The organism is Methyloprofundus sedimenti, assembly GCF_002072955.1.
GTDB classification, from domain to species: Bacteria; Pseudomonadota; Gammaproteobacteria; order Methylococcales; family Methylomonadaceae; genus Methyloprofundus; species Methyloprofundus sedimenti.
On the sequence record NZ_LPUF01000001.1, the window covers coordinates 1,446,161 to 1,470,370 of the forward strand.

General features: G+C 43.0%; 19 protein-coding genes and 1 CRISPR repeat array. Of the genes, 7 read left to right on the plus strand and 12 right to left on the minus strand.

All coding sequences use genetic code 11. The features are described from left to right. Positions 1–84 precede the first annotated feature (84 nt). Positions 85–1,296 carry an argininosuccinate synthase gene (locus tag AU255_RS06430; RefSeq protein ID WP_080522103.1) on the plus strand — a complete coding sequence of 404 codons (1,212 nt, stop codon included), beginning with the start codon at positions 85–87 and terminating at the stop codon, positions 1,294–1,296. A gap of 106 nt (positions 1,297–1,402) precedes the next feature. Beyond that, positions 1,403–2,032 (plus strand): hypothetical protein, encoded by a 630-nt coding sequence (locus tag AU255_RS06435; RefSeq protein ID WP_080522104.1) that lies wholly within the window; start codon positions 1,403–1,405, stop codon positions 2,030–2,032. 121 nt (positions 2,033–2,153) lie between these two features. Here AU255_RS06435 and AU255_RS06440 read toward each other — a convergent pair whose 3' ends face one another. Both AU255_RS06440 and cysG read right to left on the minus strand, forming a co-directional pair. Beyond that, positions 2,154–2,489, minus strand: coding sequence for a cytochrome c (locus tag AU255_RS06440; protein ID WP_080523294.1), 336 nt, complete (start codon positions 2,487–2,489; stop codon positions 2,154–2,156). 207 nt (positions 2,490–2,696) lie between these two features. Next, positions 2,697–4,103, minus strand: coding sequence for a siroheme synthase CysG (gene cysG / locus AU255_RS06445; protein WP_080522105.1), 1,407 nt, complete (start codon positions 4,101–4,103; stop codon positions 2,697–2,699). 100 nt (positions 4,104–4,203) lie between these two features. Here cysG and AU255_RS06450 point away from each other — a divergent pair, with 100 nt between their 5' ends. From AU255_RS06450 to AU255_RS06460, 3 genes are all read left to right on the plus strand, one after another. Further along, entirely contained in the window at positions 4,204–4,434 is a 231-nt protein-coding gene (locus AU255_RS06450; protein ID WP_080522106.1) for a sulfurtransferase TusA family protein, read from the plus strand. A 251-nt stretch (positions 4,435–4,685) separates the two neighbouring features. Continuing rightward, positions 4,686–6,428 carry an ABC transporter ATP-binding protein gene (locus AU255_RS06455; RefSeq protein ID WP_080522107.1) on the plus strand — a complete coding sequence of 581 codons (1,743 nt, stop codon included), beginning with the start codon at positions 4,686–4,688 and terminating at the stop codon, positions 6,426–6,428. Between the two features lie 161 nt (positions 6,429–6,589). Further along, positions 6,590–7,159: a heme-binding beta-barrel domain-containing protein gene (locus AU255_RS06460; RefSeq protein WP_080522108.1), complete on the plus strand. Its 570-nt coding sequence runs from the start codon at positions 6,590–6,592 to the stop codon at positions 7,157–7,159. Between the two features lie 65 nt (positions 7,160–7,224). On the opposite strand, the gene AU255_RS06465 is transcribed toward AU255_RS06460, so the two are convergent. From AU255_RS06465 to AU255_RS06475, 3 genes are all read right to left on the minus strand, one after another. Next, the gene (locus AU255_RS06465) at positions 7,225–8,007 is read right to left on the minus strand and encodes a ceramidase domain-containing protein (RefSeq protein WP_080522109.1); all 783 of its coding nucleotides are present in this window, start codon (positions 8,005–8,007) and stop codon (positions 7,225–7,227) included. 138 nt (positions 8,008–8,145) lie between these two features. Next, a complete protein-coding gene (locus AU255_RS06470) occupies positions 8,146–8,994 on the minus strand; it encodes a hypothetical protein (protein ID WP_080522110.1) in 849 nt (282 codons plus the stop codon). Positions 8,995–9,001: 7 nt separating this feature from the next. Continuing rightward, positions 9,002–10,018 (minus strand): hypothetical protein, encoded by a 1,017-nt coding sequence (locus AU255_RS06475; protein WP_080522111.1) that lies wholly within the window; start codon positions 10,016–10,018, stop codon positions 9,002–9,004. A gap of 433 nt (positions 10,019–10,451) precedes the next feature. Here AU255_RS06475 and AU255_RS06480 point away from each other — a divergent pair, with 433 nt between their 5' ends. Both AU255_RS06480 and dbpA read left to right on the plus strand, forming a co-directional pair. Beyond that, positions 10,452–12,812 carry a thioredoxin domain-containing protein gene (locus AU255_RS06480; RefSeq protein ID WP_080522112.1) on the plus strand — a complete coding sequence of 787 codons (2,361 nt, stop codon included), beginning with the start codon at positions 10,452–10,454 and terminating at the stop codon, positions 12,810–12,812. Positions 12,813–12,877: 65 nt separating this feature from the next. Further along, positions 12,878–14,269 carry an ATP-dependent RNA helicase DbpA gene (dbpA, locus tag AU255_RS06485; protein ID WP_080522113.1) on the plus strand — a complete coding sequence of 464 codons (1,392 nt, stop codon included), beginning with the start codon at positions 12,878–12,880 and terminating at the stop codon, positions 14,267–14,269. A gap of 367 nt (positions 14,270–14,636) precedes the next feature. On the opposite strand, the gene AU255_RS20305 is transcribed toward dbpA, so the two are convergent. The 7 genes from AU255_RS20305 to cas5c form a co-directional block, all read right to left on the minus strand. Continuing rightward, on the minus strand, positions 14,637–14,804 hold the full coding sequence (locus AU255_RS20305) for a hypothetical protein (protein WP_198942554.1): 168 nt from the start codon (positions 14,802–14,804) through the stop codon (positions 14,637–14,639). A 227-nt stretch (positions 14,805–15,031) separates the two neighbouring features. Further along, positions 15,032–18,443: a CRISPR direct-repeat array (repeat unit 32 nt; unit sequence GTTTCAATCCACGCGCCCACGCGGGACGCGAC). A gap of 175 nt (positions 18,444–18,618) precedes the next feature. Then, a complete protein-coding gene (gene cas2 / locus AU255_RS06490; RefSeq protein ID WP_080522114.1) occupies positions 18,619–18,909 on the minus strand; it encodes a CRISPR-associated endonuclease Cas2 in 291 nt (96 codons plus the stop codon). 12 nt (positions 18,910–18,921) lie between these two features. After that, the gene (gene cas1c, locus AU255_RS06495) at positions 18,922–19,956 is read right to left on the minus strand and encodes a type I-C CRISPR-associated endonuclease Cas1c (protein ID WP_080522115.1); all 1,035 of its coding nucleotides are present in this window, start codon (positions 19,954–19,956) and stop codon (positions 18,922–18,924) included. Positions 19,957–19,958: 2 nt separating this feature from the next. Beyond that, entirely contained in the window at positions 19,959–20,585 is a 627-nt protein-coding gene (cas4, locus tag AU255_RS06500) for a CRISPR-associated protein Cas4 (protein WP_143735869.1), read from the minus strand. Continuing rightward, positions 20,572–21,444, minus strand: a complete 873-nt coding sequence (cas7c, locus tag AU255_RS06505) for a type I-C CRISPR-associated protein Cas7/Csd2 (RefSeq protein ID WP_080522117.1) — start codon at positions 21,442–21,444, stop codon at positions 20,572–20,574. The genes cas4 and cas7c overlap by 14 nt, the downstream gene beginning before the upstream one ends. 28 nt (positions 21,445–21,472) lie before the next feature. After that, positions 21,473–23,380, minus strand: a complete 1,908-nt coding sequence (cas8c, locus tag AU255_RS06510; RefSeq protein WP_080522118.1) for a type I-C CRISPR-associated protein Cas8c/Csd1 — start codon at positions 23,378–23,380, stop codon at positions 21,473–21,475. Then, positions 23,377–24,051, minus strand: a complete 675-nt coding sequence (gene cas5c, locus AU255_RS06515) for a type I-C CRISPR-associated protein Cas5c (RefSeq protein WP_080522119.1) — start codon at positions 24,049–24,051, stop codon at positions 23,377–23,379. The genes cas8c and cas5c overlap by 4 nt, the downstream gene beginning before the upstream one ends. Between the last annotated feature and the right edge of the window lie 159 nt (positions 24,052–24,210).

A 24,210-nucleotide genomic window follows, 5' to 3' on the forward strand; every position in this document is an offset into this window, starting at 1 on the left:
GGTTTTTGAGACTAATTTTTAAAATGAAGCCGGTAGTATTTATAGTATAATTAAGAAATTTTCATTTATTAGAGTTAGGGCACAATGTCAGATACCAAAAAGGTAGTTTTAGCTTATTCAGGTGGTTTGGATACTTCGGTGATTCTGAAGTGGTTGCAAGATGAGTATGCTTGTGAAGTGGTTACATTTACAGCGGATTTAGGGCAGGGCGAGGAAGTTGAGCCGGCGCGGGAAAAGGCAAAGTCTTTAGGCATTAAAGAAATTTATATTGATGATTTACGCGAAGAATTTGTGCGTGATTATGTGTTTCCTATGTTTCGAGCCAACGCTATTTACGAAGGCGAGTATTTATTAGGCACTTCGATTGCACGTCCCTTAATTGCCAAACGCTTAATTCAAATTGCTAATGAGACGGGTGCAGATGCAGTTTCTCATGGTGCGACGGGTAAAGGTAATGATCAGGTGCGTTTTGAGTTAGGTGCTTATGCTTTACGTCCGGATATCAAGATTATTGCGCCATGGCGTGAGTGGGATTTGAATTCCAGACAGAAGTTATTAGCTTACGCCGAAAAGCATGGTATTCCGGTGGAAATGAAGAAAGGCAAGGCTTCACCTTATTCTATGGATGCTAATTTATTACATATTTCCTATGAAGGGGGTATTTTAGAAGACCCTTGGAGCGAACCTGAAGACGATATGTGGCGCTGGAGTGTGTCACCTGAAGCTGCACCGGATCAAGCGACTTATATAGAGTTGACTTATGTTAAAGGTGATATTGTTGCTATTGATGGCGTGCCGCGTTCGCCTGCTGAGGTACTGACTCAATTAAACAAGGTCGGTGGTGATAATGGTATTGGCCGTTTAGATATCGTGGAAAATCGTTATGTGGGCATGAAGTCACGCGGTTGTTATGAAACGCCTGGTGGTACGATTATGCTGCGTGCGCATAGAGCGATTGAGTCATTGACTTTGGATCGTGAAGTTGCGCATTTAAAAGATGAGTTAATGCCACGCTATGCAACGCTGATTTATAATGGTTATTGGTGGAGTCCTGAACGTGAATTGCTACAGACTATGATTGATCAGTCGCAGTTGAGCGTTAATGGTAAAGTCAAATTGAAGCTTTATAAAGGTAATGTCGATGTTGTCGGCCGTATGTCTGATACGGATAGTTTATTTGATGAAGCGATTGCTACTTTTGAGGATGATGAAGGCGCTTATAACCAGAAAGATGCTGAGGGATTTATTAAGCTAAATGCTTTAAGAATGCGGATTGCAGCCAAGCGGCTAAAATAGTTTTGCAATAAATCCCGTTCTCTGCCAAAGTGAACGGGATTTTTTTTGTTAAACTTGTATAATGAATGAGCTTGGGATTGTTTATAGGGGATGAGGTTTAGGTTTAATGAGCGACTTACGCAAAAATAATAAGAATAATAAACCAGTGCGTAATTTGGCCGTTTTAAATTCAGCGACAGAGCTTAGTGTGCTGAAGATGAACCGGCTGGTATTAGCTCTGCTTGTCGGTTTGATGGCAATGGTTGTTTTTATGGGTATGTTACTGATGCCTGCAGGAAATACTATCAAGCAAGCTGCTGAGGCTGCGAAGGCAGCTGAGTTGTATGAAGTGCAGATGAATCCGGTTTTATCCGCAGAGGTGGATGCTTTAAAATCTCAATTGGTTGGCTTGGTTAGTGGTTCTATTGAAAGCAAGCTTAAGGTTTTAGAAGAATCACTGCACAGTGGAACAATTTCCGAGACGGGTCTGGATACAATTCATGCTTTACAGAATGATTTGGTGGTTTTGAAAACCTACTCTGAAACAGGAGCGGGACGTTTAATTGCTCAGAAATATTTACCCCAGCCAAAAAATATTGAAACTGTCGCTTTAGCTGAGCAGGTCTCGCAGCTCAAAGGGCTGGTAAATTTTCTGATTACTTCGTGTGGTTTGATGTTTGCTGTTATTGGTGGAGTCTGGGTGCGTAAACGCTATGCGCTGGAAGATCATTCCAGTGATCAGAAAAAAATATCATAGCAGATTTCTGCTGACTGCAAATAGCTAAAGCGATTGTATTCTTAAGTAGCAAGACAAAAAAAAGCCGTTCCAGGGCAAACCCTGGAACGGCTTTTTTTATGGATATTACTTCTTTACACGCTTACTGTGCTAAGAAACTCCATACAGCATCGATAGCCTGTTGTTCAGTATATCCAGCTTTTTTTACAGGTCCAACAGCCATAATCGCATCTACTGCTTTTGGCATGCCGTTTTTACCTTCTTTCAAAGTTGTAGTAAAGCTGGCTTTCGTTAGGTCGCCAGATTTGATCAATGCAACTAATTGTGGGTTTGAGGCAATATCATGACAAGCGCCACAACCACGACCGAAAGCACGGTCATAGATTTTTTTACCTATTTTAATCTCTTCGCTTGCAGAAGCTTGCGCGCCTAAGCCTAGTAGAGCAACTGTAGAAACAGCTAATAATATTTTTTTCATTTTGACCTCTTCCTCTTTTAGTAATAATAAAATAACCATGTTTTTTTTATTGAATGTTATTCATAAAAACACAGTTTAGAAAAAAATTGACTAGTAAATGATAGATAATTTAGACAATTTTTTCAACTACTATTGTCAGTTTCCTCAGTAGCATCTGTAAATAGCAGCATTCTCCACGCAATATACTCTGGATTACATAGTGCTAGTTTATTCACGGTGATTATTTTCTGGATGGAACCATTTTAATGAGTCGTGCAAGGAAACAACGGTGCCTATAATAAATAAGGTTGGCGCCTGAATACCCTGGCCTTTAAGCTTTTCTGGTAAAGTGCCCAGCGTTCCGGTAATCACTCTCTGTCTATGCGTCGTACCTTGTTGTATTAATGCAATCGGTAAATCAGAGGAAGCTCCATGCTGAATCATGGATTGGCAGATTATCTCCAGTCCTACAAGCCCCATATAAATTACGATTGTTTGGTTTGGAGCAGATAGCTGTTGCCAATTTAAATTAACGGAATTATTTTTTAAATGACCGGTAATAAAGGTACATGATTGGGCGTGGTCTCTGTGAGTAAGGGGAATGCCTGCATAGGTTGCACAGCCAGATGCTGCTGTGATACCGGGGACTACCTGGAAGTTGATATTTTGCTCGACCAGTGTTTCAATTTCTTCACCACCGCGACCAAAAATAAAAGGGTCTCCCCCTTTTAAGCGCACAACGCGTTTGCCTTTTTTTGCCAGGCGGGCCAGTAATTCATTAATCGATTCCTGAGCCAGGCTATGATTGTCACGTTGTTTTCCAACATATATTTTTTCTGCATCACGACGAACCAGCTGCAGAATCTCCTCAGAAACCAGGCGATCATAAACAACCACATCGGCTTGCTGCATCAAACGTAAAGCGCGAAAGGTCAGTAAATCAGGGTCGCCAGGCCCAGCGCCAACTAGATAAACTTCACCTGTATTGTCCAGGTTCTCAGGGTTTTCAAGTATTGCATTTTTTAAGCGTGCTTCTGCTTCGGCCTCTTTGCCTGAGTAAAATAGCTCGGCAATTGAACCTTGCAATACGTTTTCCCAGAATATGCGTCGTTGTGCGGGGGGATTAATGTGCTCTTTAACTAATGCCCTGTATTTTTCAGCAAGTTTAGCCATTCTGCCAAAAGCAGGCGGGATAAGGCTTTCCAGTTTTGCGCGTAATAAACGGGCGAGTACTGGTGATGCACCTCCTGAGGAAACGGCTGCAACTATCGGTGAGCGGTCAATAATTGCCGGAACAATAAAGCTACACAGGGCAGGGTTATCCACAACATTGACGGGTATATTGTGTGCATCAGCCGTTGCTGCAACCAATATATTAATATCGGCTTGATTAGTTGCTGAAATAATCAGACGTTGTTGAGTAATGTCATCAGGACTGAATTTTTTCAGCTGTATTTTTATATCTGGATTATTTGCCGCTAACTGATAAACACTATCACTTATTTCTGGCGCAATCACTGAAATAATCGCCCCTGCTTTGGCAAGTAATTCAATTTTTCGTGCAGCAATATCACCCGCACCAATAACCAGGCAGTTTTTGTTTTTTAAATCGATAAAAAGTGGAAAATAGTCCATGTAATGATAATAAATCTATAAGTTCATTGTTCAGGAAAAGTCTTGTGATGCTATTATATATGCTCTTTATAAAGCATGATTGAGAAAATTTAAAATCAGAATGATTGAATTTAATATTGAAGTAGATGCCGCTGGTTTACATTGTCCTTTACCCTTATTGCGCTTAAAAAAAGCCTTGAAAGGTATGCTCTCAGGTGAAATTGTGCGGGTTATTGCTACTGATCCCGCTGCACATCTGGATTTTGGTGTTTATAGTGAGCAAACGGGCCATGAAATTATCGAATATATCCGTGAAGAGGAGCAGCAAATTTTTTATGTGCAGAAAAAATAGTCGATGGTTACTGGCTAAAACTAACGAAAGGCAGGCTAAATTTCTTTTCAATCGATAAGTATTTTCCTGTGACCTTGTTTAGTTTAAAACTTAGCGTTTACTTTTCCTGTTCAAATGACAATATGAGTGACGGGCTCGTTATTCCTGCATGTTGTTAGCAGGCATCCAGGTGGCTATTGACTAGATTCTCGTTGAAGGATCTCGCGACTGACAGGGTGATGATTTATTGATGCAGGAAAAATAACATAAGTATGCAGATTATATTTAAAGAATACAGCAAGGTCATCTGGCAGAAAAAATGGTATTTCCTGTTGTGTCTTCTCGGCTTAAGCAGCGCGACGATACTGGATTTTTATGTGCCTGTTTTATATAAAAACATTGCCAATGGGCTGGCCTCGGAATATTCCGCTGCTACTCATGCGATGATGCTGCATAATCTGGTCCTGATTGCAGTGTTCTATGCTGGTATCTGGTTATCTTGGCGGGTTCTGGAATTTGGCATTATACCGGTTGATGGCGGTGGTGTAAGCCTGCTGGAAAAACGCTGTTTTGATGTGTTGAAAAAACAGAAGTATATTTTCTTCGAAAACAGCTTTTCTGGCAGTCTGATTAAACAGGCGAACCGGTTTTCACGGTCTTTTGAAATTATTATGGACTGGTGTTTGTTTCAGTTATTTCAAAACATCCTGGCTATCAGCATAGCTTTTGTTATTTTCTATCAGCAACAACCTCGGTTCGCCCTATATTTTCTTGCCTGGGTCGTTGTCTATCTAGCATGGAATATAGGTTTTTCATGGTGGAAGCTAAGATTTGACGAGGCCGTTGCTAAAGCGGATTCGAAAGTAGGGGGTGTGTACTCAGATGCTATCAGCAACATCTTTATCGTCAAGAGTTTTGTACTCGAAAATATCGAACAGCAGCGTGTTGATCAGGCTGCTGATGAAGTGTATCAACGCAAAAAAATTGCGTGGATCTTGATGTTTATTTCTTTTGCCGTTCAAGGTTTGATGATCTTTGCTATAGAGCTGTTATTGATGTATTTAATGATCAGTAAATGGCAGACAAGTAATTTCCAGGTAGGTGAGTTTGTTTTATTCCAGTCGATTCTGCTGATGTTGATACAGCGACTGTGGGAGTTTGGACGCAATTTGCGTAATTTCTTTACCGCACTGGCCGATGCGACGGAAATGAGTGCAGTGTTTAAAAATACTGATCTGGAACTGGATAGTCCTCAGGCAAAAATGCAGAAAATTTCCCGAGGGCAGGTTAGTTTTAATAATATTAGCTTTGCCTATGCCGGTCGTCAGCCTTTATTTCAGGATTTCTCTTTGCACATAAAAGCTGGCGAGAAAGTTGCGCTGGTAGGGCACTCAGGTTCTGGTAAGTCGTCATTGACGCGTTTATTATTCAGGTTTGTTGATGCGCAAAGCGGGACAATTCAGTTCGATGGTATAAATAGCAGGGATTTTACTTTGGCGTCATTGCGCCAGCAAATAACCCTGATCCCACAGCAACCGGAGTTATTTCATCGCTCAGTACGTGATAATATCACGATGGGTACGGAGGTGTCTGATATTGAATTGCACGAGATTGCGGCAAAGGCTCATAGTCTGGATTTTATTCGGCAATTGCCGCAGCAATTTGAGACTAAAGTGGGTGAGCGGGGTGTCAAGTTATCGGGTGGAGAAAAACAACGTATAGCTATTGCCCGTGCCTTTCTGGAAGACGCACCGATCGTGGTTTTAGATGAAGCGACGAGTGCGCTGGATTCACTAACTGAGCAACAAGTTCAAGTGGCCATTTTTGAATTACTGAAACATAAAACCGCTCTGGTTATTGCACATCGTTTGTCTACTATTCTACGTATGGACAGAATTATCGTACTGGAACACGGGCAGATAATAGAGCAGGGAACTCACCAGCAATTATTAGCACATCAGGGACGTTATTTTCAAATGTGGCAGCACCAGCAAGGTGAATTTCTGGGCGAATAGTTAACTTGCATTTCCTTGCCAAATAAGATATTTCTGTATTCTGCGGGTTCGTCAGAGCAATGTACTTACTTGATAATAAATGAAATAATGCGGTAAATGCAAAAGTATAGCTGAAAAGAGTATTATTGCATTCACGACATCAAAAAAAGCAAGGATAAGATATGAGTGAATTAACTGAGGTAGATTACGGACCATTACAAGACTTGATCGGAATTTGGCAGGGAGATAAAGGACTTGATATTGCCCCTGATCCAGAGGGTTCAGAAAACAGCCCTTATTATGAAAGCATTAATTACTCAGCCTGTGGTGATGTGACTAATGCTGAAACTCAGGTTTTAGCAGCAATTTATTATCGCCAGATCGTTAAACGTAAATCCGATAATAGTGTATTTCACGACCAAACGGGATACTGGATGTGGGATGCTGCAAGGCAGCTTGTTATGCATTCTCTAGCCATACCGCGCGCTGTATGTGTGCTTGCGGGTGGGCAGTATACTGGACGCAAGGCGCCGGATGGGAGCGTCATCATAGAGGTGGCCGCTTATGCTGATAATCCGGACTGGGCAATTATTCAGTCGCCCTTTATGCAGGAAAATGCGCGAACCACAACTTTTAGTCACAGCATTACGCTAGGCAATGGCAAGTTATCCTATGCGCAAACCATGATGATTGATATTTATGGTAAAACCTTCGAGCATACTGACAAGAATGAATTGTTGCTTGTAGCATAATACCGTAGGGCGGCGCTTTAGCCCGCTGTCTGGGTATGCTGGCGGGCTAAAGCACCGCCCTACGATTAATAAGGTTGACGTTTTTTTAGCATCAAATAAATACAATAAGTTGCAGCAGCGGCAAACAAATGTTTTGCTGTATGTCCGCTAATTATTCCGGCACTAAGCTCAAAGATACCTCTGTCATTGAGTTCTAAAATCTTGGCAAGAATGTAAAATACTAATCCATACAGCAGGTAATGGCGAAGTGTGTACTGGCTTTTATATAGAAACAGTATCAGTGGTATGGCTACTAAAGTGCCGAATTGAATAATAGCGTAAAATCGTAAATCCCCTGTGAAATGCCAATAGATAACACACGAAGCACCTGTTAACAGGCTTGCGGGCAAGAGAGGTTTTTCCAGTCGCTGAGAAACATTATCGACCAGTAATGCGCTAAACAGACTCATAAAACAAATCGTTATCGGCAAACGATCCCAGACTAGAGTTTGATTATTGGGGTTCCAGTGATAATAGCCAGAACCTGCTGCGACAAGAATCAGGCCGATAAAGTAAACCTGCCATGAAAGGGATATGTGCGTATTTTTTCTTAAACAATATAATAGTCCGGCCAATCCAAAAAGCGCAAAGGGTAGATTGCTGATGACATCAGCAGCGTTGGGGATAAATAACCAGGGTCTGGTATCAGCGAGTATGTGATAACTGGATTTTTGTAATACCGGGTCGGTGACGAGTAAAGTAACGCTGAGCAGAATAAAAAAGCTTATAAAAATACGAAAAAGCCACTTGTGCTTTGGGTGGTTTGCTAATGCTTGAATAAATTTAAAAGCCTGTGAGTATTCTTTCATGCTATGAATCTTATTATGTTTAACACAGCAAGGGAATGAGCAGAGAAGACTCGATGATCTGGGGAGCAGGAGTTTATTTCGCTTTGAAAGATACAGGCCGTAGCCTGTATCTCAGGAGAGATGCTTTAATCCAGATTATTAAAGTTCTCCGAAAATAAAGCTGACAGTGGCACCGATAGACCAGGTAGGCCCCAGGTCAGGCGTAACAACATTATAATACCCTTGTACTCGTGTATCTATGGCATTTTCGCCAACAGCAAATAGTTTACCAACACCGGCGCCGATTGGCACTGTCCAGCGTTGATCAGAAGGGGATCGCCAGTTGGCAATTACTTCCATATTTGATAGCAGGTACCAGCCATCTGGCAAATTATAATTAACAGTCGGCTTAAGTATCATTTGACTGACAGCTTCTCTTTCCGAACTACCAAAGACTGACCAGATTTGTTGCGCCTGGAAAGCCAGTGTCCAGTCTGTTGGAGTCTGGTAAACGAACATAGCAGCCGGCCCCATACTGAATTTACCACTACCCAGTTCACGCGATGGCTCATCAGTCGGAAAAACAAATGTGGGTCCAATACCGAAGGAAATTTCATCATTAATGTCTGGCGAAATATAACTGGTAAAGAAGGTATCGGCTAAACCAGCCGCATAACCATCGCTTCCTCCATGTCCATTACCTGTATAAGGCTCTGGCAATCCTCTAATTCCAGTTATGTCCCCTGGTGTCCCCATAACATTCAAGGTTAGCTGGTTAATAATATTCCAGCCATCGAACTTGATTGGCATGATCGGTGCAAAACTGCCTATATTCACGCCGCCATCAGGAGCTCCACCATGATACTTGTATTCGATCGGTAAGCTAAAATTAGGACTTAATGGATTTTGTGCCGCTCTTTGCCACTCGGATAGAGTAGGTGGAATATCATCATATGCCAGAGCAGAAAATGATATCAGGGAGGCGGAAATAAGGATGAAATAACGCATGGTGAAATTAATCTTTTGTAAAGTGGCTATGGGCTAGCTCATTAAAAATAAAGTCATCACTGACTGGTTCTATCTGAAAAATACGATTGGGCATCCTGGTATTAAAGGTTCTCTCCTGACCATTCTGATTGCGTTCGCGTAAGTTAAACGAATTACAATCGGCAATTAAATGCGAGCCAGAGGGGAGCTCAATGGCATCCTGTACCCATTTCACCGGAAATAATGGACTGGTGCCGGCAATCACCTCCAGCAATTGAAAATCACGGTCATAGACACGGGCCTCACCCTTACGCGAGTTTGCCAGGATATACCCTTTGGAATGCGGCCGTATATGATGCGCACCGTTCAGGTTTTCAATAACTATATCTAATTCCAGTGTCTCCCGGTCAATGCGAGCTACTTTACCTTGATAAAACAGGATGGTAAGAATTTTGCTTTCATCATAAGGATCAACGATAGCAGAATTTAAATGAGTCGTTTGTAAACGGCCTGGATAGCACAAATTGCGATGATCAATGTTATGATCAATTGTGCGTTCGCCACCACCATATCGGGTCGAATAACCTTGTTCGGTACCAAACCAGGACCAGATGATTTCACCTTGTAAATCAACTTCCAGAATCGCATCAATACCACTGGAGGTGATTAATAAACCATTTTTAGTGCGCCGCAGTGAACGTAGCTGAGAAAATAAAGGGTGCTTTATTTCCAGGTCTATTTCACCTTGATCATTCAGGCGGAGTATATGTTCATCACCTGGAGTGCCATCAACACAGCAGGGCAGGCCAGTTAAGAAGTACAAGCCTTCGCCAGCAACATATTCCATGCCAAAAGGTTTCGTCGGGTAAATTTCATCTACTAAGCGAAACTTTCCTAAAGGCTCGAGTTGTTCCAGTAATTGAATTTTTCCACCTGGAGAACCTGTAAATACATCACTAGATTTGTCTTTGCCTTTGATGATGCGATTTAAGCGAAATTTGGCATAATCCCAATTGGTTTGTGGGTAGGAAATTAAAAAACGCATATAAAGGATTCTCCGAATATCTAATATGTTTACTTGAGTAATCGAGTAAAAAGTAATGTAATATAAATAAAGGTATTTATCAGGGGTAAGCAAATCAATTATTACAGTCAGGAAAGCACATCACCAGGCAGGTGATGAGTGCTTTTTAATATAATTATAGTTTGATTGTGCTGTAACAATGCCTATAAATGAGTGTTAAACTCAACGCATGATTATAGCGTAAAACGTGTGTTAAGGAGTGCAGATATTCATAATATCAGAAAGTTTATATTCAAAATCTAATAATTTAATGTATGGGGCGCATGGAATACAGGAAGTGTTTTGTCGTCGCATCCGGTATTTCAAAAGTGCCATAGGGGCTACAAATCGCTTTGGATTTTAGAGAAATTAAGGATAAGGTGCCAGAGTAAAAGAAATTCAAAGGATTTAAGTCATGTTTTCTTTCAAGCATAAACTCAGCATTTTTATTTTAGTTGGCAGTATATACAGCACGGGAGCAGTCGCTAAAATGCAATATTTTCCACCTGAAATGCAATCAGAACTACATGCAGCTTATATTGCCAAAGGTAAAGACTATCAGCCTCGTTCGGCTAATCTTTTAGATAATGGACAGCCTGCTTATATTAATCAACTTATTCTTCAGGATTCGCCCTACTTAATTCAACATGCGCATAACCCGGTACATTGGTATCCCTGGGGAGAAGACGCATTTGCCCGGGCTAAACGCGAAAATAAACCTGTGTTTTTATCCATAGGCTACTCTACCTGTCACTGGTGTCATGTGATGGAAGAAGAGAGTTTTGATAATCCGGCGATTGCTGCGGTTTTAAACCAGCATTTCATTGCAATCAAGGTCGACAGAGAATGCCGCCCAGATATTGATACAGTTTATATGCAGGCAATTACCCTGTTAACTGGACGGGGTGGCTGGCCTATGTCGAGTTTTTTAACTCCCGAAGGTAAAACCTTTCTGGGTGATAGTTATTTCCCGCCAGAACCGTTTAAAGAATTATTACTGCGTGTCAATGACGCGTGGCAGCAGCAACAAGCTTTAGTCTTGCAACGTGCGGATGCAATCGCAAAAGCGGTCGCCAGTACTCAGGAAAATAATCAACAAAGCCAGACACTTGATAGTGCTTTGTTCAAGCAAACAGCAGAAAATTTATTTAGCGTACAAGACCGGAAATATGGGGGTTTCGGTCAGAATATGAAATTTCCAAATGAGACACTGTTAATGTATTTGTGCGATGATTATCAACGCTATGATAATAAACAATCGCTGGCGGTTGTTGAGGCCAGTATACAGGCAATGGCTCAGGGCGGGATTTATGATCAGGTGGGTGGCGGTTTTCATCGTTACGCTACCGACAGGCAGTGGCAGGTTCCGCATTTTGAGAAGATGTTATACAACCAGGCTCAGTTGGCGCAAGTCTATTTGCTCGCCTATCAACTGACGGGCAAAGCAGAGTATGCGCGTATTGCTCAGCAAACTCTGGATTATGTACTCAATGATATGCGTGCAAAAGAAGGTGGTTTTTATTCTGCTACAGATGCTGATAGTAATGGTGTGGAAGGCGAGTTTTTTGTCTGGACTCCTGAGCAAATTAAGAAAGCTTTGAGTCCAGAGCTTGCTGAAAGAGCAATTGATGTATACGCCATCACCTCACAAGGTAATTTTGAGGGGCATAATATTTTACATTTACCTCTTAGCCTGGAAAGCTACGCCGAGAAAAATGATCTTTCCCTACCTTTGTTACTTCTTGAAATTGAACAAATCAGGCAGGGATTAAAACAAAAACGTCAACAACGTATCGCGCCATTACGTGATGATAAAATTGTCACCGCCTGGAATGCAATGATGATCGAAAGCCTGGCTCTGGCTGCCGAAGTATTACAGCAACCAGAATATCTTATTGCAGCTGAAAAAGCAGCTAACTGGCTATGGCAAAACAACCGACAATCTAGCGGCAAATTTTGGCGGATCCATTGGCAAGGGAGTTCTTCAGTCAATGCTAATCAGCAAGACTATGCGTTTTTTGTCAGTGCTTTAATTAAATTATATGATCAAACCGGCGACCAGCAATGGTTTGACAAAGCCGAACAATTGACTGATATTATGATCAAACAGTTCTGGGATAAAAAGGACTACGGTTTTTTTATGAATAGCGGGGCTGAAACTCAATCCATGATGTTGCGTCCTAAAGATATTCAAGATAATGCATTGCCATCAGCGAATGCTGTTGCCGTGCATGTGCTAGCGCAATTATCTAAGCGCACCCCAAATCCTGAATATCCTGATAAGGCGGCCGCCGCTCTGGCTGCTTTTTCTGCAAAAGTCACTGCGGAGCCAACCAGTTATACCCGGTTACTGAGTGCGGCGGCTGGATTGAATTATGCACAGGTGGGGAGTATACAATATGCGGCTAAAGGCGCAGTGACACTTCGCGCCAAACGTATGGCAGATAATCAACTGCAAGTGATTCTATCTGTAAAACCCGGCTGGCATATTAATGCCCAGAAACCACTGCAAGACTACCTGATTCCAACAAAAATTAGTTTACCTAATAATGAACTGGATAAAGTGATTTATCCGCCTGCCATCTTGAAAAAACTAAGTTTTGGGCAGCAAAAATTAGCCCTCTATGAAAATCAGCTAACTGTGCAGGCCACATTACCCGAGACACTTAAAGATAATCCTTATATACATATTCAAATTCAGTTGCAGGCTTGTAATGATAAGCATTGTTTGGCTCCTGAAATATTAACACTTGGTGTGGCAAGGTTTATAAACTGATTCTATTCTAATGTGCTATTTTCAGCTCTGGTATAATTGCTTGATTTAATAACGGTAGCAAAAATATGACCAGCGACAGCTTTTCTTCTCTTCCCATTTCTAGCGCGCAAATTGCTAATCTGGATTCGCTAGGTTATAAACAAATGACCGCTATTCAAGCCCAGGGCTTGCCTCATGTATTAGAAGGTAAGGACCTGATCGCCAAGGCAAAAACGGGCAGTGGTAAAACAGCGACTTTTGGCATAGGTTTATTAGAGCGGATTAATCCACGGTTCTTTGGTGCTCAGGCACTGGTTTTGTGCCCCACACGAGAGCTGGCTGATCAAGTTGGCAAAGAATTGCGTAAGCTGGCTCGCAGCACACCTAATATCAAACTGGTTTTACTCTGTGGCGGTAAACCCTTTGCAGCTCAAAAAGGCTCGCTAGAACATGGGGCACATATAATCGTGGGTACGCCAGGGCGTATTCAGGATCATTTAAGCAGAGGAACCTTGACCTTGGCGGGTGTGCAGACATTAGTGCTGGATGAAGCCGACAGAATGCTGGATATGGGGTTTGCTGATGTTATAAACGAGATTATTGAACAAACACCGAAAACGCGTCAGACACTCCTGTTTTCTGCGACCTACCCGGGCACCATTAAAAAGATGTGTGCCTCTATCCTGAATGATCCGGTAACGGTTTCTGTCGAGTCTGAACACGCCGAAAGCGTCATAGAACAAACCTTTTATCAAGTCAAAGATCATCAGCGTAATAAAGCTCTATTAAGTCTGTTTGAACACTACCAGCCTGAGACCACAGTGGTGTTTTGTCATACTAAAATACAATGCGATGAAGTTGCCCGGTTTCTGCATAATCACCACATTGAGGCCCTGGCTATTCATGGCGATCTGGAGCAGCGTGAGCGTGATCAGGTACTGGTCCGCTTTGCTAACCATAGCTGCTCGGTGCTGGTTGCCACCGATGTTGCAGCGCGGGGTCTGGATATTAAAGCATTGCAGGCTGTCATTAACTTCGAATTGCCGCGTGATCCCGATATCTATGTACACCGGATTGGTCGTACCGGTCGGGCAGGGGAAACAGGTATTGCGCTGAGCCTGTTTACAGAGCAAGAACATCTACGTGTTAAGGCGATTGAAAGCTATCAAAATAAACCTTGTGTCTGTGCACAGCTAGAATTTTTGCAAGCGAATCCCGGCCTTACCTTGCAGTCACCTATGGTGACTATTCAGCTTGATGCCGGGCGAAAAAATAAAATTCGTCCGGGTGATCTTTTGGGTGCCTTGACCGGTGATGCAGGATTATCAGGCTCTCAGATAGGAAAAATCGATATATTTGATATTTCCAGCTATGTTGCAGTAGAGCGATCAGCTTTAAACAAGGTGCTCAATTATTTTGCAAATGGCAAGGTAAAAGGACGCAGTGTTCGCGCTCGACAGGTGACTGATAGTATCTAGATCATGCCTGGCAAGATTTGATACCGTTTGGAAGTGGGGCAGTAAGGCAGAAATGATAGTGATGTGTGCGACTATTGTTTTCTGTATTGGTTTGTATCCGGTTAGTAATTTAGGTTTACGAGGTGGGCTACATCAAATTCTGCGTAACGTTGAAATTGCTCATGATGAATATGTGAAGATCAAGGGGGAGGTTGTGGTGCAGTTTTGGTTAAAACCTGGTGGAGTTGAATTTTTCTAGTAGTGGTGCTGCTGATTCTATGCCTGATGTTTTAAACGACTTGTAAGCCATAAAAAAAGGCTTCCAAGACATAAGTCTGTAGAAGCCTTTTGGTTGCAAGGTTTAACCGTACAAAGACGGTTGGTAACATCATGCGATGCTTCCTGTTTTACCTCGTTTACTGTTCACATTTACGTTACTAGCAATAGCCGCAGTGGCGAATAAAGCAGATGAGATGATAAATTCACCGGAAAGAAAGCCAAGCAGGCCAACCATAAATACTAATCCAGTTAAAATATCTTTGTATAAATCATTCATGAGTAAGTCCTCTTAAAATTAAAAAATGGGTGTAGTTAAACTACGTATATAATTATATGGGGTTATTATAAGTTTACAATGACACTGCAGTTTAACAAATTGTTTCCTGATTGGATTTAATTGATTTATGGGTTTGTCATGTAAACCGAGTACAGGGCTGGGGAATTAGCTGGTTATTTGATTAGGTTGGCTATTCGTGGGTGGGGGGGCAGTCTATCGACGATGTAGTTTCAATCCACGCGCCCACGCGGGACGCGACCTATCAATAAGTTACATGGCAAAATCAAGCAAGTTTCAATCCACGCGCCCACGCGGGACGCGACACTACCACAGTAGCAGTCCCTATCACAAAAACAGTTTCAATCCACGCGCCCACGCGGGACGCGACCTGATCTCTATGCAGCAAACATTCGCTGATATGTTTCAATCCACGCGCCCACGCGGGACGCGACTAAAGGCGGTAAATAAAGCAAAGCCTAGTAGTAGTTTCAATCCACGCGCCCACGCGGGACGCGACAAAATAGAATTGCTTGATTTAATATGAGTTAAAGTTTCAATCCACGCGCCCACGCGGGACGCGACCGGGCGAATCATCCAAAGACAAGCAAGTGTAAGTTTCAATCCACGCGCCCACGCGGGACGCGACCGGTTTTAATGATGCATTAAATAGCATATGTGGTTTCAATCCACGCGCCCACGCGGGACGCGACGCACGGATAGCAATATGGCATCTTCTGTGCCATCGTTTCAATCCACGCGCCCACGCGGGACGCGACGAATATAATAAGTCTAGCCCTTCCAGATAACCTAGTTTCAATCCACGCGCCCACGCGGGACGCGACTAAGTATCGGGATAACCGATACATATTATACAAAGTTTCAATCCACGCGCCCACGCGGGACGCGACCTCGGCGGGTTAGTTAGTAACTAACTTGATATCGTTTCAATCCACGCGCCCACGCGGGACGCGACATAACGGGTATCCAGCTCGTTATGATTTACTCGTTTCAATCCACGCGCCCACGCGGGACGCGACCAGTTGCAATACCTAATGGATTTCATACTAACGGTTTCAATCCACGCGCCCACGCGGGACGCGACAGTCTGTCATGAGCGATGCAATAAGTATTTCGGTTTCAATCCACGCGCCCACGCGGGACGCGACCTATAACAATTGACATCAACAGATCTTCCGGAAGTTTCAATCCACGCGCCCACGCGGGACGCGACCTACGCCAGGCGCATTACAGTACGGTTTTCGTGTTTCAATCCACGCGCCCACGCGGGACGCGACGTATCAGCTATTTAATGATGACATTGTTATCGCTAGTTTCAATCCACGCGCCCACGCGGGACGCGACGGATCTACTTCTGTAGATGCAGTTAACAATATACGTTTCAATCCACGCGCCCACGCGGGACGCGACATAAATGGCCGGCATAACAAATAAATTAAAAGAGTTTCAATCCACGCGCCCACGCGGGACGCGACGGAGAGTATAGGTGTTTGTAAATGCAGAAAGAGTTTCAATCCACGCGCCCACGCGGGACGCGACAAAGAGATATTCGAGTTAGTTAGAGCATACATGTTTCAATCCACGCGCCCACGCGGGACGCGACAAATGGATTACAAGGACGGCAATCAATTAGACGCTGTTTCAATCCACGCGCCCACGCGGGACGCGACTGACGGTAATTCGATTGAGACAGGCGATACATTAGTTTCAATCCACGCGCCCACGCGGGACGCGACCCCAGACGATGCGGACTTTGAAGAGGACATTAAGTTTCAATCCACGCGCCCACGCGGGACGCGACGCCTCTTCATCATGGTAAGGATCATTTATATTGTTTCAATCCACGCGCCCACGCGGGACGCGACAACTATTCGAGCTTTATCTAGATGCTTTACCTGTTTCAATCCACGCGCCCACGCGGGACGCGACCAGGTCACGCTTGGGCTGTAAATGCTAATGTTGTTTCAATCCACGCGCCCACGCGGGACGCGACATTACCAAGATATTATGCCAGTGATACTGAAAGTTTCAATCCACGCGCCCACGCGGGACGCGACAATTAGCACCTTCTGACTTTAACGATGACCACATGTTTCAATCCACGCGCCCACGCGGGACGCGACGACTTTGCCTTTGGTGTAGGTGCGTTCCATGCTTGTTTCAATCCACGCGCCCACGCGGGACGCGACCTATATGTGGCTTATAATAAGTCTATAGCCGATGTTTCAATCCACGCGCCCACGCGGGACGCGACACATGACATATCGCATACTGTTCTAACTTCTTGTTTCAATCCACGCGCCCACGCGGGACGCGACTCTAATGTCTTATTTTTATGGTTTGTATGGGTGTTTCAATCCACGCGCCCACGCGGGACGCGACGACTTACTAGCTAGTATCTCGACAGTATTTTTCTGTTTCAATCCACGCGCCCACGCGGGACGCGACATAAGTATAAGGATACTAGATACATTTTATATAAAGTTTCAATCCACGCGCCCACGCGGGACGCGACGTCCATACATTAGTCTTACGACCCTCAGAACAAGTTTCAATCCACGCGCCCACGCGGGACGCGACACACTCAAAGTTTTGCCCGTTGATAAGATTAATGAGTTTCAATCCACGCGCCCACGCGGGACGCGACGAGCCGCAATAGCTTCGCACTTGACTATTATGGTTTCAATCCACGCGCCCACGCGGGACGCGACCGGCTCTTATCGCTGCCCTTGTACCATCTTTTATGTTTCAATCCACGCGCCCACGCGGGACGCGACTGGAGAGAGTTGGGTATCAGTTATACAGAGGCTAGTTTCAATCCACGCGCCCACGCGGGACGCGACCTATACTTCCATAAGGCATAGAACTAGCGTAATGTTTCAATCCACGCGCCCACGCGGGACGCGACCTGATACATGATATAAATATAATTTGGGTATAAGTTTCAATCCACGCGCCCACGCGGGACGCGACCCGCAAAGCCAAAGTCTGGAGCACTACACTCGCGGTTTCAATCCACGCGCCCACGCGGGACGCGACTCTTGCGAACGGGACATTATCACTAGCCTTCTCTGTTTCAATCCACGCGCCCACGCGGGACGCGACATATCTATAGTCGATCATCTTCTTAGTGCAAGTGTTTCAATCCACGCGCCCACGCGGGACGCGACACTTCACCTTGCAAGGTGATAAAGTACTATATGTTTCAATCCACGCGCCCACGCGGGACGCGACCGGACTGTTTAAATATATACTGTTGAGTGGATTGTTTCAATCCACGCGCCCACGCGGGACGCGACGGCACTTGACTACTATCGTATAGAGTATAAAAGTTTCAATCCACGCGCCCACGCGGGACGCGACAATATAATTACTATATATATATATAAATATAAGTTTCAATCCACGCGCCCACGCGGGACGCGACGACTTTAAAAGTTGCTGTAGAATCTTCAGTTGAGTTTCAATCCACGCGCCCACGCGGGACGCGACAAGATAGAATGATACTGTTTTCCTTTATAAAAGTTTCAATCCACGCGCCCACGCGGGACGCGACCTACTATTACTAATTGATGCTAAAGGATTTTTAGTTTCAATCCACGCGCCCACGCGGGACGCGACAGCCTATGCTTAACCGATTGAAATTGAAAGCTAATAAAGCTATTAATTGCGAACCTATTAAAGCATCTGCCAAAAACATTATAAATCATTCTTCTCATTAATAAAAAATTCATAACAATCAATCAACTAAGCACATAGCGAGAATTAATATTTTTATGTTCGCTTATAGTTCGCATTACAGTAATAACAAACCATTTAAATCTAATACCTCTTTAGCACCAATATGCTCAACTCGACGTTCCCAATTATTACCCAAATAATAAATTCTTAAACTATCTACTGATTCATCCATAACCGTTATTAATTCATTTTTTAGTTTTGTCCATTGCGCCATATCCACCTCAATTTCAAATACAGAATATTGAACTCGTTGTCCATATTTAAGACATAATTTGGCCATTCTACGCAGGCGATTTGGCCCTGAATCATTTTTAAAACTAACATCGTAAGTGACTAAAATCATCATGCTAAATACTCTCTATTTCCACAAAAATGGCACATAACTATCGCAATCACCTCTCAAAAACCGTGCTAACACTTGAGCCTGCAACCAAGGTAATAAACCTATCGGTACAGTTTCTTCAAACCACGGATGTAGCAAGGTATCCTGTTTACGATCTTGCCATGCTGCTAATAATGTTCTGCGAGGTTCTTCTTTTAACGTAACTGATCCATTAGGTAAAGTTTCAAAATCCTTAATGAACAGTTGCTTTCTATTAATCAACGACAAGACAAACCGGTCAACCATCGGTCTAAACTCTTCTGCTAGATCTAATGCTAAAGAAGGACGACCACTGCGTAATTGATGTAAAAACCCACTGGCAGGATCAAGTCCTGTTGTTTCCAATGCAGAACGGCAGTCATGTGTCAGCAATGTGTAACAAAATGATAATAAAGCATTAACAGGATCAGTGGGTGGCCTTCGTCTTCTAGTATCAAATTCAAAGTCAGGTTGACGTATCAGATGCTTAAAAACGCCAAAATACACTTGCGCGGCTTCTCCTTCACGCCCCATTAAGGTATCTATGCCTTTGCAATCGCTTAATTGTGTTAAACAACGAGTGAGTCGTTTTTCTGCTGTTTGCAATTGAGCCAAAACGTTTTTATCACTTATTTGTTCCCCATAATCACGACAATATCGCCTAATAACATAACGTTGGTTATATAGTTTTCCTGTCAGCATCGTTTGAGCAATGGCAACGCTTTTCTCTATACTATGACCCGTTAAATGTTGTGTTCTGCGTAACAACACATTGCCACTAACCGGCCCCTCAACTCTCGCTAAATATTTACCAAACATATTTAAAAAGGTAATAGTGATACCGTTTTCGGCACAGTGCGCCATGAGATAAGGTGAAATGGTGACTTGGCCAAAACAGACTAAACCTTGTAATTTATGAATGGGTACACGCGCTTTAGTTTCCTTTTCTACTTTTAAGACCAGATTGTCATTGTCTTTGTGTAACCAAGAGTTTTGCGTTTGAATATAAATGACGTTGCGTAAAGGTCGCATTTTTAATCCTCTTTGATCTGTTCAGCTAACCATGCCGCCGCTGATTTATGAAAACCTTTTGGATGGCATTGATCAATTAGCGAGCAACGGCTACATTTTTTTGACTTATAGATGGCTTTAGGTGTGAGCTTAGTTTGTACAATCATTCGACAAGCCGCGATGGTTTCTTGTGTTAAGTTACGTAATTCAGTATCAAAAACCACAGCGGTGCGGCGACGTACTTCACCATAAAACAAGGCTCCATCGGGTACAGTTATGCCGTGCATTTCTTCCAAACAGAGCGCTTGAGCGCATAATTGCACTTCATCGGCTCGGTGTGTCTTTGGCTTGCCGCGTTTATATTCAATCGGATAGGGTATTTCTGTGCCGTTTTCTTGTTTGTGATATTCCACGACATCGGCAATACCTTCAATTCCCAGTTCTTCGTTTGCCAAACGTAACGCCCACGCGGTACGAATCGCACCGCGTTTTTGTTGGTCTGGCTGATTGACTTTTTTGTGCAACACTTGCCCTTCTGCCGTCCATTGGTTTTCTGCCCAAACGCCTTCAAGTTCGATCAGGGCGAACTGTCTTGGACAGAACAGGTAGTGTTGGAGGCGTGAGAGAAAAATAGGCTCAAACGTTTGCATAATCTATGATTTCAACACCGTTGATTGATACATTTTCAGGATTAATTTCAACGTTGTAGTCACTAAAATGGCGGGCTGGAACGTCTGGGTTTTTAGCCGTCACTTTGATTAGGTCAAACAGTTTATGCGCTGGTGCACTGCCCAATTTATCCGCGTGTTTGAAGATGATGAGTTTTTGACTTGCCATCTCGCCGCGTGCCGCAGAATGGTCGTGTTCAAACATTTCAGTCAATGATTTCCATAACAACTCTAAATCTTCTTCACTAAAACCTGTTTTTTCAGCCAATGCTGCTGAAATAAATCCGTGAACACGATACAAGCCATAAGGAATAATATGTTTGCGCCCCATCGTGCGTTCTTTTTCAACGTCTTTTTCGTTGGTGACTGCCATGCGAGTGATGGAAATTTCTTGTGGAAACACAGGGTCAATGGAACGCGCGAATGCAATTTGAACTGCGCCTCGTACTGTGCCTGTATTGACTTCGGTACTCATTACTGCGCCAAAGGTACGGACATCAAAAAACTGGTCACACATGAATTTTGTTAAAGACTGAGCTTGCTCCGCCTTATTTGGCAATTTTTTTGCGACATGCTTTAAACCTTGTGCTTCATAAGCCAGTTTATTCTGATTATTCAAAACGGCTTTTTCTTGCATATAAATTGCGTAACCTGCATTGTCACCTTGCGTCAGTTCCACATAATTGCGAATTTTGCGTTTTAAACATACATCGGTAACTAGCCCTTGATTGGTCTCAGGGTCTAAACGCGGCATATTGCCCGCGTCCGGGTCGCCATTGGGATTGCCATCTTTAATATCAAACAATAAAACAAATTCGTAGCGGTTGTTGAGTGCGGTCATGGTGTGGTTTCCTTAAATTAAAAAACAATTATGCTGGTACGTCAGTATTTTGCGCTGGAACTTCGCTATCTCCAGTGACAGGATTATCAATTTCTTCACCCGTTTTCGTTTTTATTTTGCGCGTGAAACGTTGATGATAATAGCCAATCGCAAACCGCCCTTGGTCTTGCAAATTCAAATTTTTAGGATAGGAGGTTTCCATTCCTTCCTTAATTTGCCCGATTTGCCAATCCAGAGAATTGGCTAACTTTTGCCCCGTTATTTTTTTATCTTTACCGTAGGGATAAGAATCTGTTTTTCGGATTTTGGACAGATGATTCATCATATTACGTTCTAACATCGGAAAAACCAGCGCGGGCGTGGCTGAAGCCGCCCCCCAATAACGGTCGCGAATCGTGGCTTTAATTTCTTCCCCTAATGCTTTTTTTTGCATCTCTTCAATCACGGCAAACAACCGCCCCATACGGTAAGCTGGATTTTTTTCTTCAATATCTAAACTCATGGGTATCTCCTGATGGTTTTTTTTACTCAAACGAATGTCACGGTTAATCACCGCTTTACAAAGTGAAACGCGAATTGAACTCACTATGCCATCTAAGCGAATTCGCACTAACACTTGTGATAACAGACTTTGCGGATAAAGTTGTCCTGTAAAAATGGCACGCGCAAGATTGCCCGCCAATTGTGGTGAAATTTTCTCTGCATCCGTTTTTTGTTTGCCGTTGTCGGTATAAATAGGTGCAGTCGCATAAGTGAGCTTCCAAATTTCAGGTAAGCCATTACCGAATTGCGGTTCAAGGTGTAAATCTTGGTAATGCAGCCCAATATGTCGTGCCATTTCGTCTAAAGTTGTGGCATACCAAAAGCGAATCGCAAGACGAGCAGCATTGGGTGAAATACCTAAAACATAAAATTTAGTCGCGGGGTTAAGGTCAGGGCGAAGTTTTTGTAAAGGAATGCCTTGTGCGACTTGCTGTAATACCGTGGCTAAACTTTGGGTTTCTTGTCCATCGGTAGGGCTGGCGGTTTCTTCGGAAGTAGAATTAATTAGATTACCTAAAAAATCTTCTTCGGCTTCTACTTCAGTTTGTTTATTAGCGGATTCTGCCCAAAAAACTGTTATTGTATCGCCAATTTTTAAACGTTGTTTGTTATGTTCGCCTCGACGCAATAGATGATTTAGCGCGGTCACATATTTAAAAGCTGCTATTGTGCCGACACTGGCATTTTTACCACTTTTTAATCCATAAGACTCGAAAGAACTTTTGTTAAATGAAACAATAAAAGCGCCTGAAGATTGTGCTTTATCAACCCCTTTGATAGTTTTATGTGAATTGGCGATCTGTGCCATTTTACCCTCAATCAAGCACTGTCCACTCGAAAGATCTCCCATATAGAGATCAAGAATACTCTGCCATTGTTTTTTAAATTCATCACAATCATGAACAAACTGATTGCCTAAACTCAACACCCGAAAAATAATGTTCTTCTCGAAAAAATCTTTGGTATTCCAATCGGCATACTCTTGTTTATGAATATCCCAAAAAGCAGGGAATTTTTGTAGCACTTGTAACGCTTTAGAATGTGTAGCATCAAGCTCCTGCACTTGCTTCCAAAAAAGTTGATATTTTTCATCCAATTTATTGGGCTTTTCAGAAACACCTAAAACGTAAGCTGTGTTATCCCAGCTATAATTAGCTTTGACCCCTGATGTTTTACCTTCAGGAAAGGCAGGCACAATAAGTGACAGCGGTTGATAAGTCGTTTTATTTTTAACCTGCTGTGCAAGGCGTATATCATCAATGTGATGAATAGAACCATCATCATTTAACACAATGCAATAGCTTATTTGCTCTGCACTCCAACCGTAAGCGGGAAGCACATTGTCCTTCTTGGTAAGCCGTTCATAATAATTAACTAACGCTTGAAGAATCATAAAATAATCTCCTTCTGGCTAGGTATGGTGATAATGCCGTTGGTCATGCTGGCACGAAAAAAATGAGGGGTCATGCCATTTTTAAAATCAATATCCCAGAGCATCCAACCTAAATCTTTTTCGCCGTTAAGCTGTTCATGACAGCGCGGAATTGCGGTGCGGTCTTCAATTAATTCAAAATTAGCTGTAAATTCGCGCGTCCCTAGATAGGGCTGATAAAAACATTGTCCGTTTCTGGCTCTGCGCCTAAACATATCAATGTGTTTGCCTTCGTTATCGGATGCTTCAGCATGTTCTGTGAGTTCAAAATGTGCTTCAATCACATAACAGACATTTTTTAAAATTACCGCCGCGCGTTGTTGCCGATTTTTACCATCATCAACATGATAAATTAACTCGGAAAGATTGCCTCTATTCATAGCTTGTTTCACTTTATCTTGGCTTATCATGTCTGCCACTTCATTACGGCGGATGTTTTCAAAACAAATCGGATTTAAAACATGAATGCGGTCGATAATCCACCGAATCGCAGGTTTCCAATGAATTGCCTCTACAATACCGCGTGCGGCGGAAGGAGTTATGACATCGTAAGAAACACGCTCTACTTTCATTTCAGGCCGGGTAAAACAGGCATTATCGCCCCAGACCTTTAAAATAATGCCTTTGCTCATATTGTCTCCTTTTTAATGTGTAAATCCACATCACCGATGTTTAGTCGGTGATGACTTTCTTTCTCAAACATTTGTAGTTTCAACCCACGCTATCTTTTTCAGATAGCGACATTCACTAACATGAAGCTAGCGAATATAATGCTGTAATGCTTCAAAAAT

Coding starts and splice junctions, on each gene's coding strand:
- AU255_RS06430 (WP_080522103.1), top strand. CDS start 85: ATGTCAGATACCAAAAAGGTAGTTTTAGCTTATTCAGGTGGTTTGGAT.
- AU255_RS06435 (WP_080522104.1), top strand. CDS start 1,403: ATGAGCGACTTACGCAAAAATAATAAGAATAATAAACCAGTGCGTAAT.
- AU255_RS06440 (WP_080523294.1), bottom strand. CDS start 2,489: ATGAAAAAAATATTATTAGCTGTTTCTACAGTTGCTCTACTAGGCTTA.
- cysG (WP_080522105.1), bottom strand. CDS start 4,103: ATGGACTATTTTCCACTTTTTATCGATTTAAAAAACAAAAACTGCCTG.
- AU255_RS06450 (WP_080522106.1), top strand. CDS start 4,204: ATGATTGAATTTAATATTGAAGTAGATGCCGCTGGTTTACATTGTCCT.
- AU255_RS06455 (WP_080522107.1), top strand. CDS start 4,686: ATGCAGATTATATTTAAAGAATACAGCAAGGTCATCTGGCAGAAAAAA.
- AU255_RS06460 (WP_080522108.1), top strand. CDS start 6,590: ATGAGTGAATTAACTGAGGTAGATTACGGACCATTACAAGACTTGATC.
- AU255_RS06465 (WP_080522109.1), bottom strand. CDS start 8,007: ATGAAAGAATACTCACAGGCTTTTAAATTTATTCAAGCATTAGCAAAC.
- AU255_RS06470 (WP_080522110.1), bottom strand. CDS start 8,994: ATGCGTTATTTCATCCTTATTTCCGCCTCCCTGATATCATTTTCTGCT.
- AU255_RS06475 (WP_080522111.1), bottom strand. CDS start 10,018: ATGCGTTTTTTAATTTCCTACCCACAAACCAATTGGGATTATGCCAAA.
- AU255_RS06480 (WP_080522112.1), top strand. CDS start 10,452: ATGTTTTCTTTCAAGCATAAACTCAGCATTTTTATTTTAGTTGGCAGT.
- dbpA (WP_080522113.1), top strand. CDS start 12,878: ATGACCAGCGACAGCTTTTCTTCTCTTCCCATTTCTAGCGCGCAAATT.
- AU255_RS20305 (WP_198942554.1), bottom strand. CDS start 14,804: ATGAATGATTTATACAAAGATATTTTAACTGGATTAGTATTTATGGTT.
- cas2 (WP_080522114.1), bottom strand. CDS start 18,909: ATGATGATTTTAGTCACTTACGATGTTAGTTTTAAAAATGATTCAGGG.
- cas1c (WP_080522115.1), bottom strand. CDS start 19,956: ATGCGACCTTTACGCAACGTCATTTATATTCAAACGCAAAACTCTTGG.
- cas4 (WP_143735869.1), bottom strand. CDS start 20,585: ATGCAAACGTTTGAGCCTATTTTTCTCTCACGCCTCCAACACTACCTG.
- cas7c (WP_080522117.1), bottom strand. CDS start 21,444: ATGACCGCACTCAACAACCGCTACGAATTTGTTTTATTGTTTGATATT.
- cas8c (WP_080522118.1), bottom strand. CDS start 23,380: ATGATTCTTCAAGCGTTAGTTAATTATTATGAACGGCTTACCAAGAAG.
- cas5c (WP_080522119.1), bottom strand. CDS start 24,051: ATGAGCAAAGGCATTATTTTAAAGGTCTGGGGCGATAATGCCTGTTTT.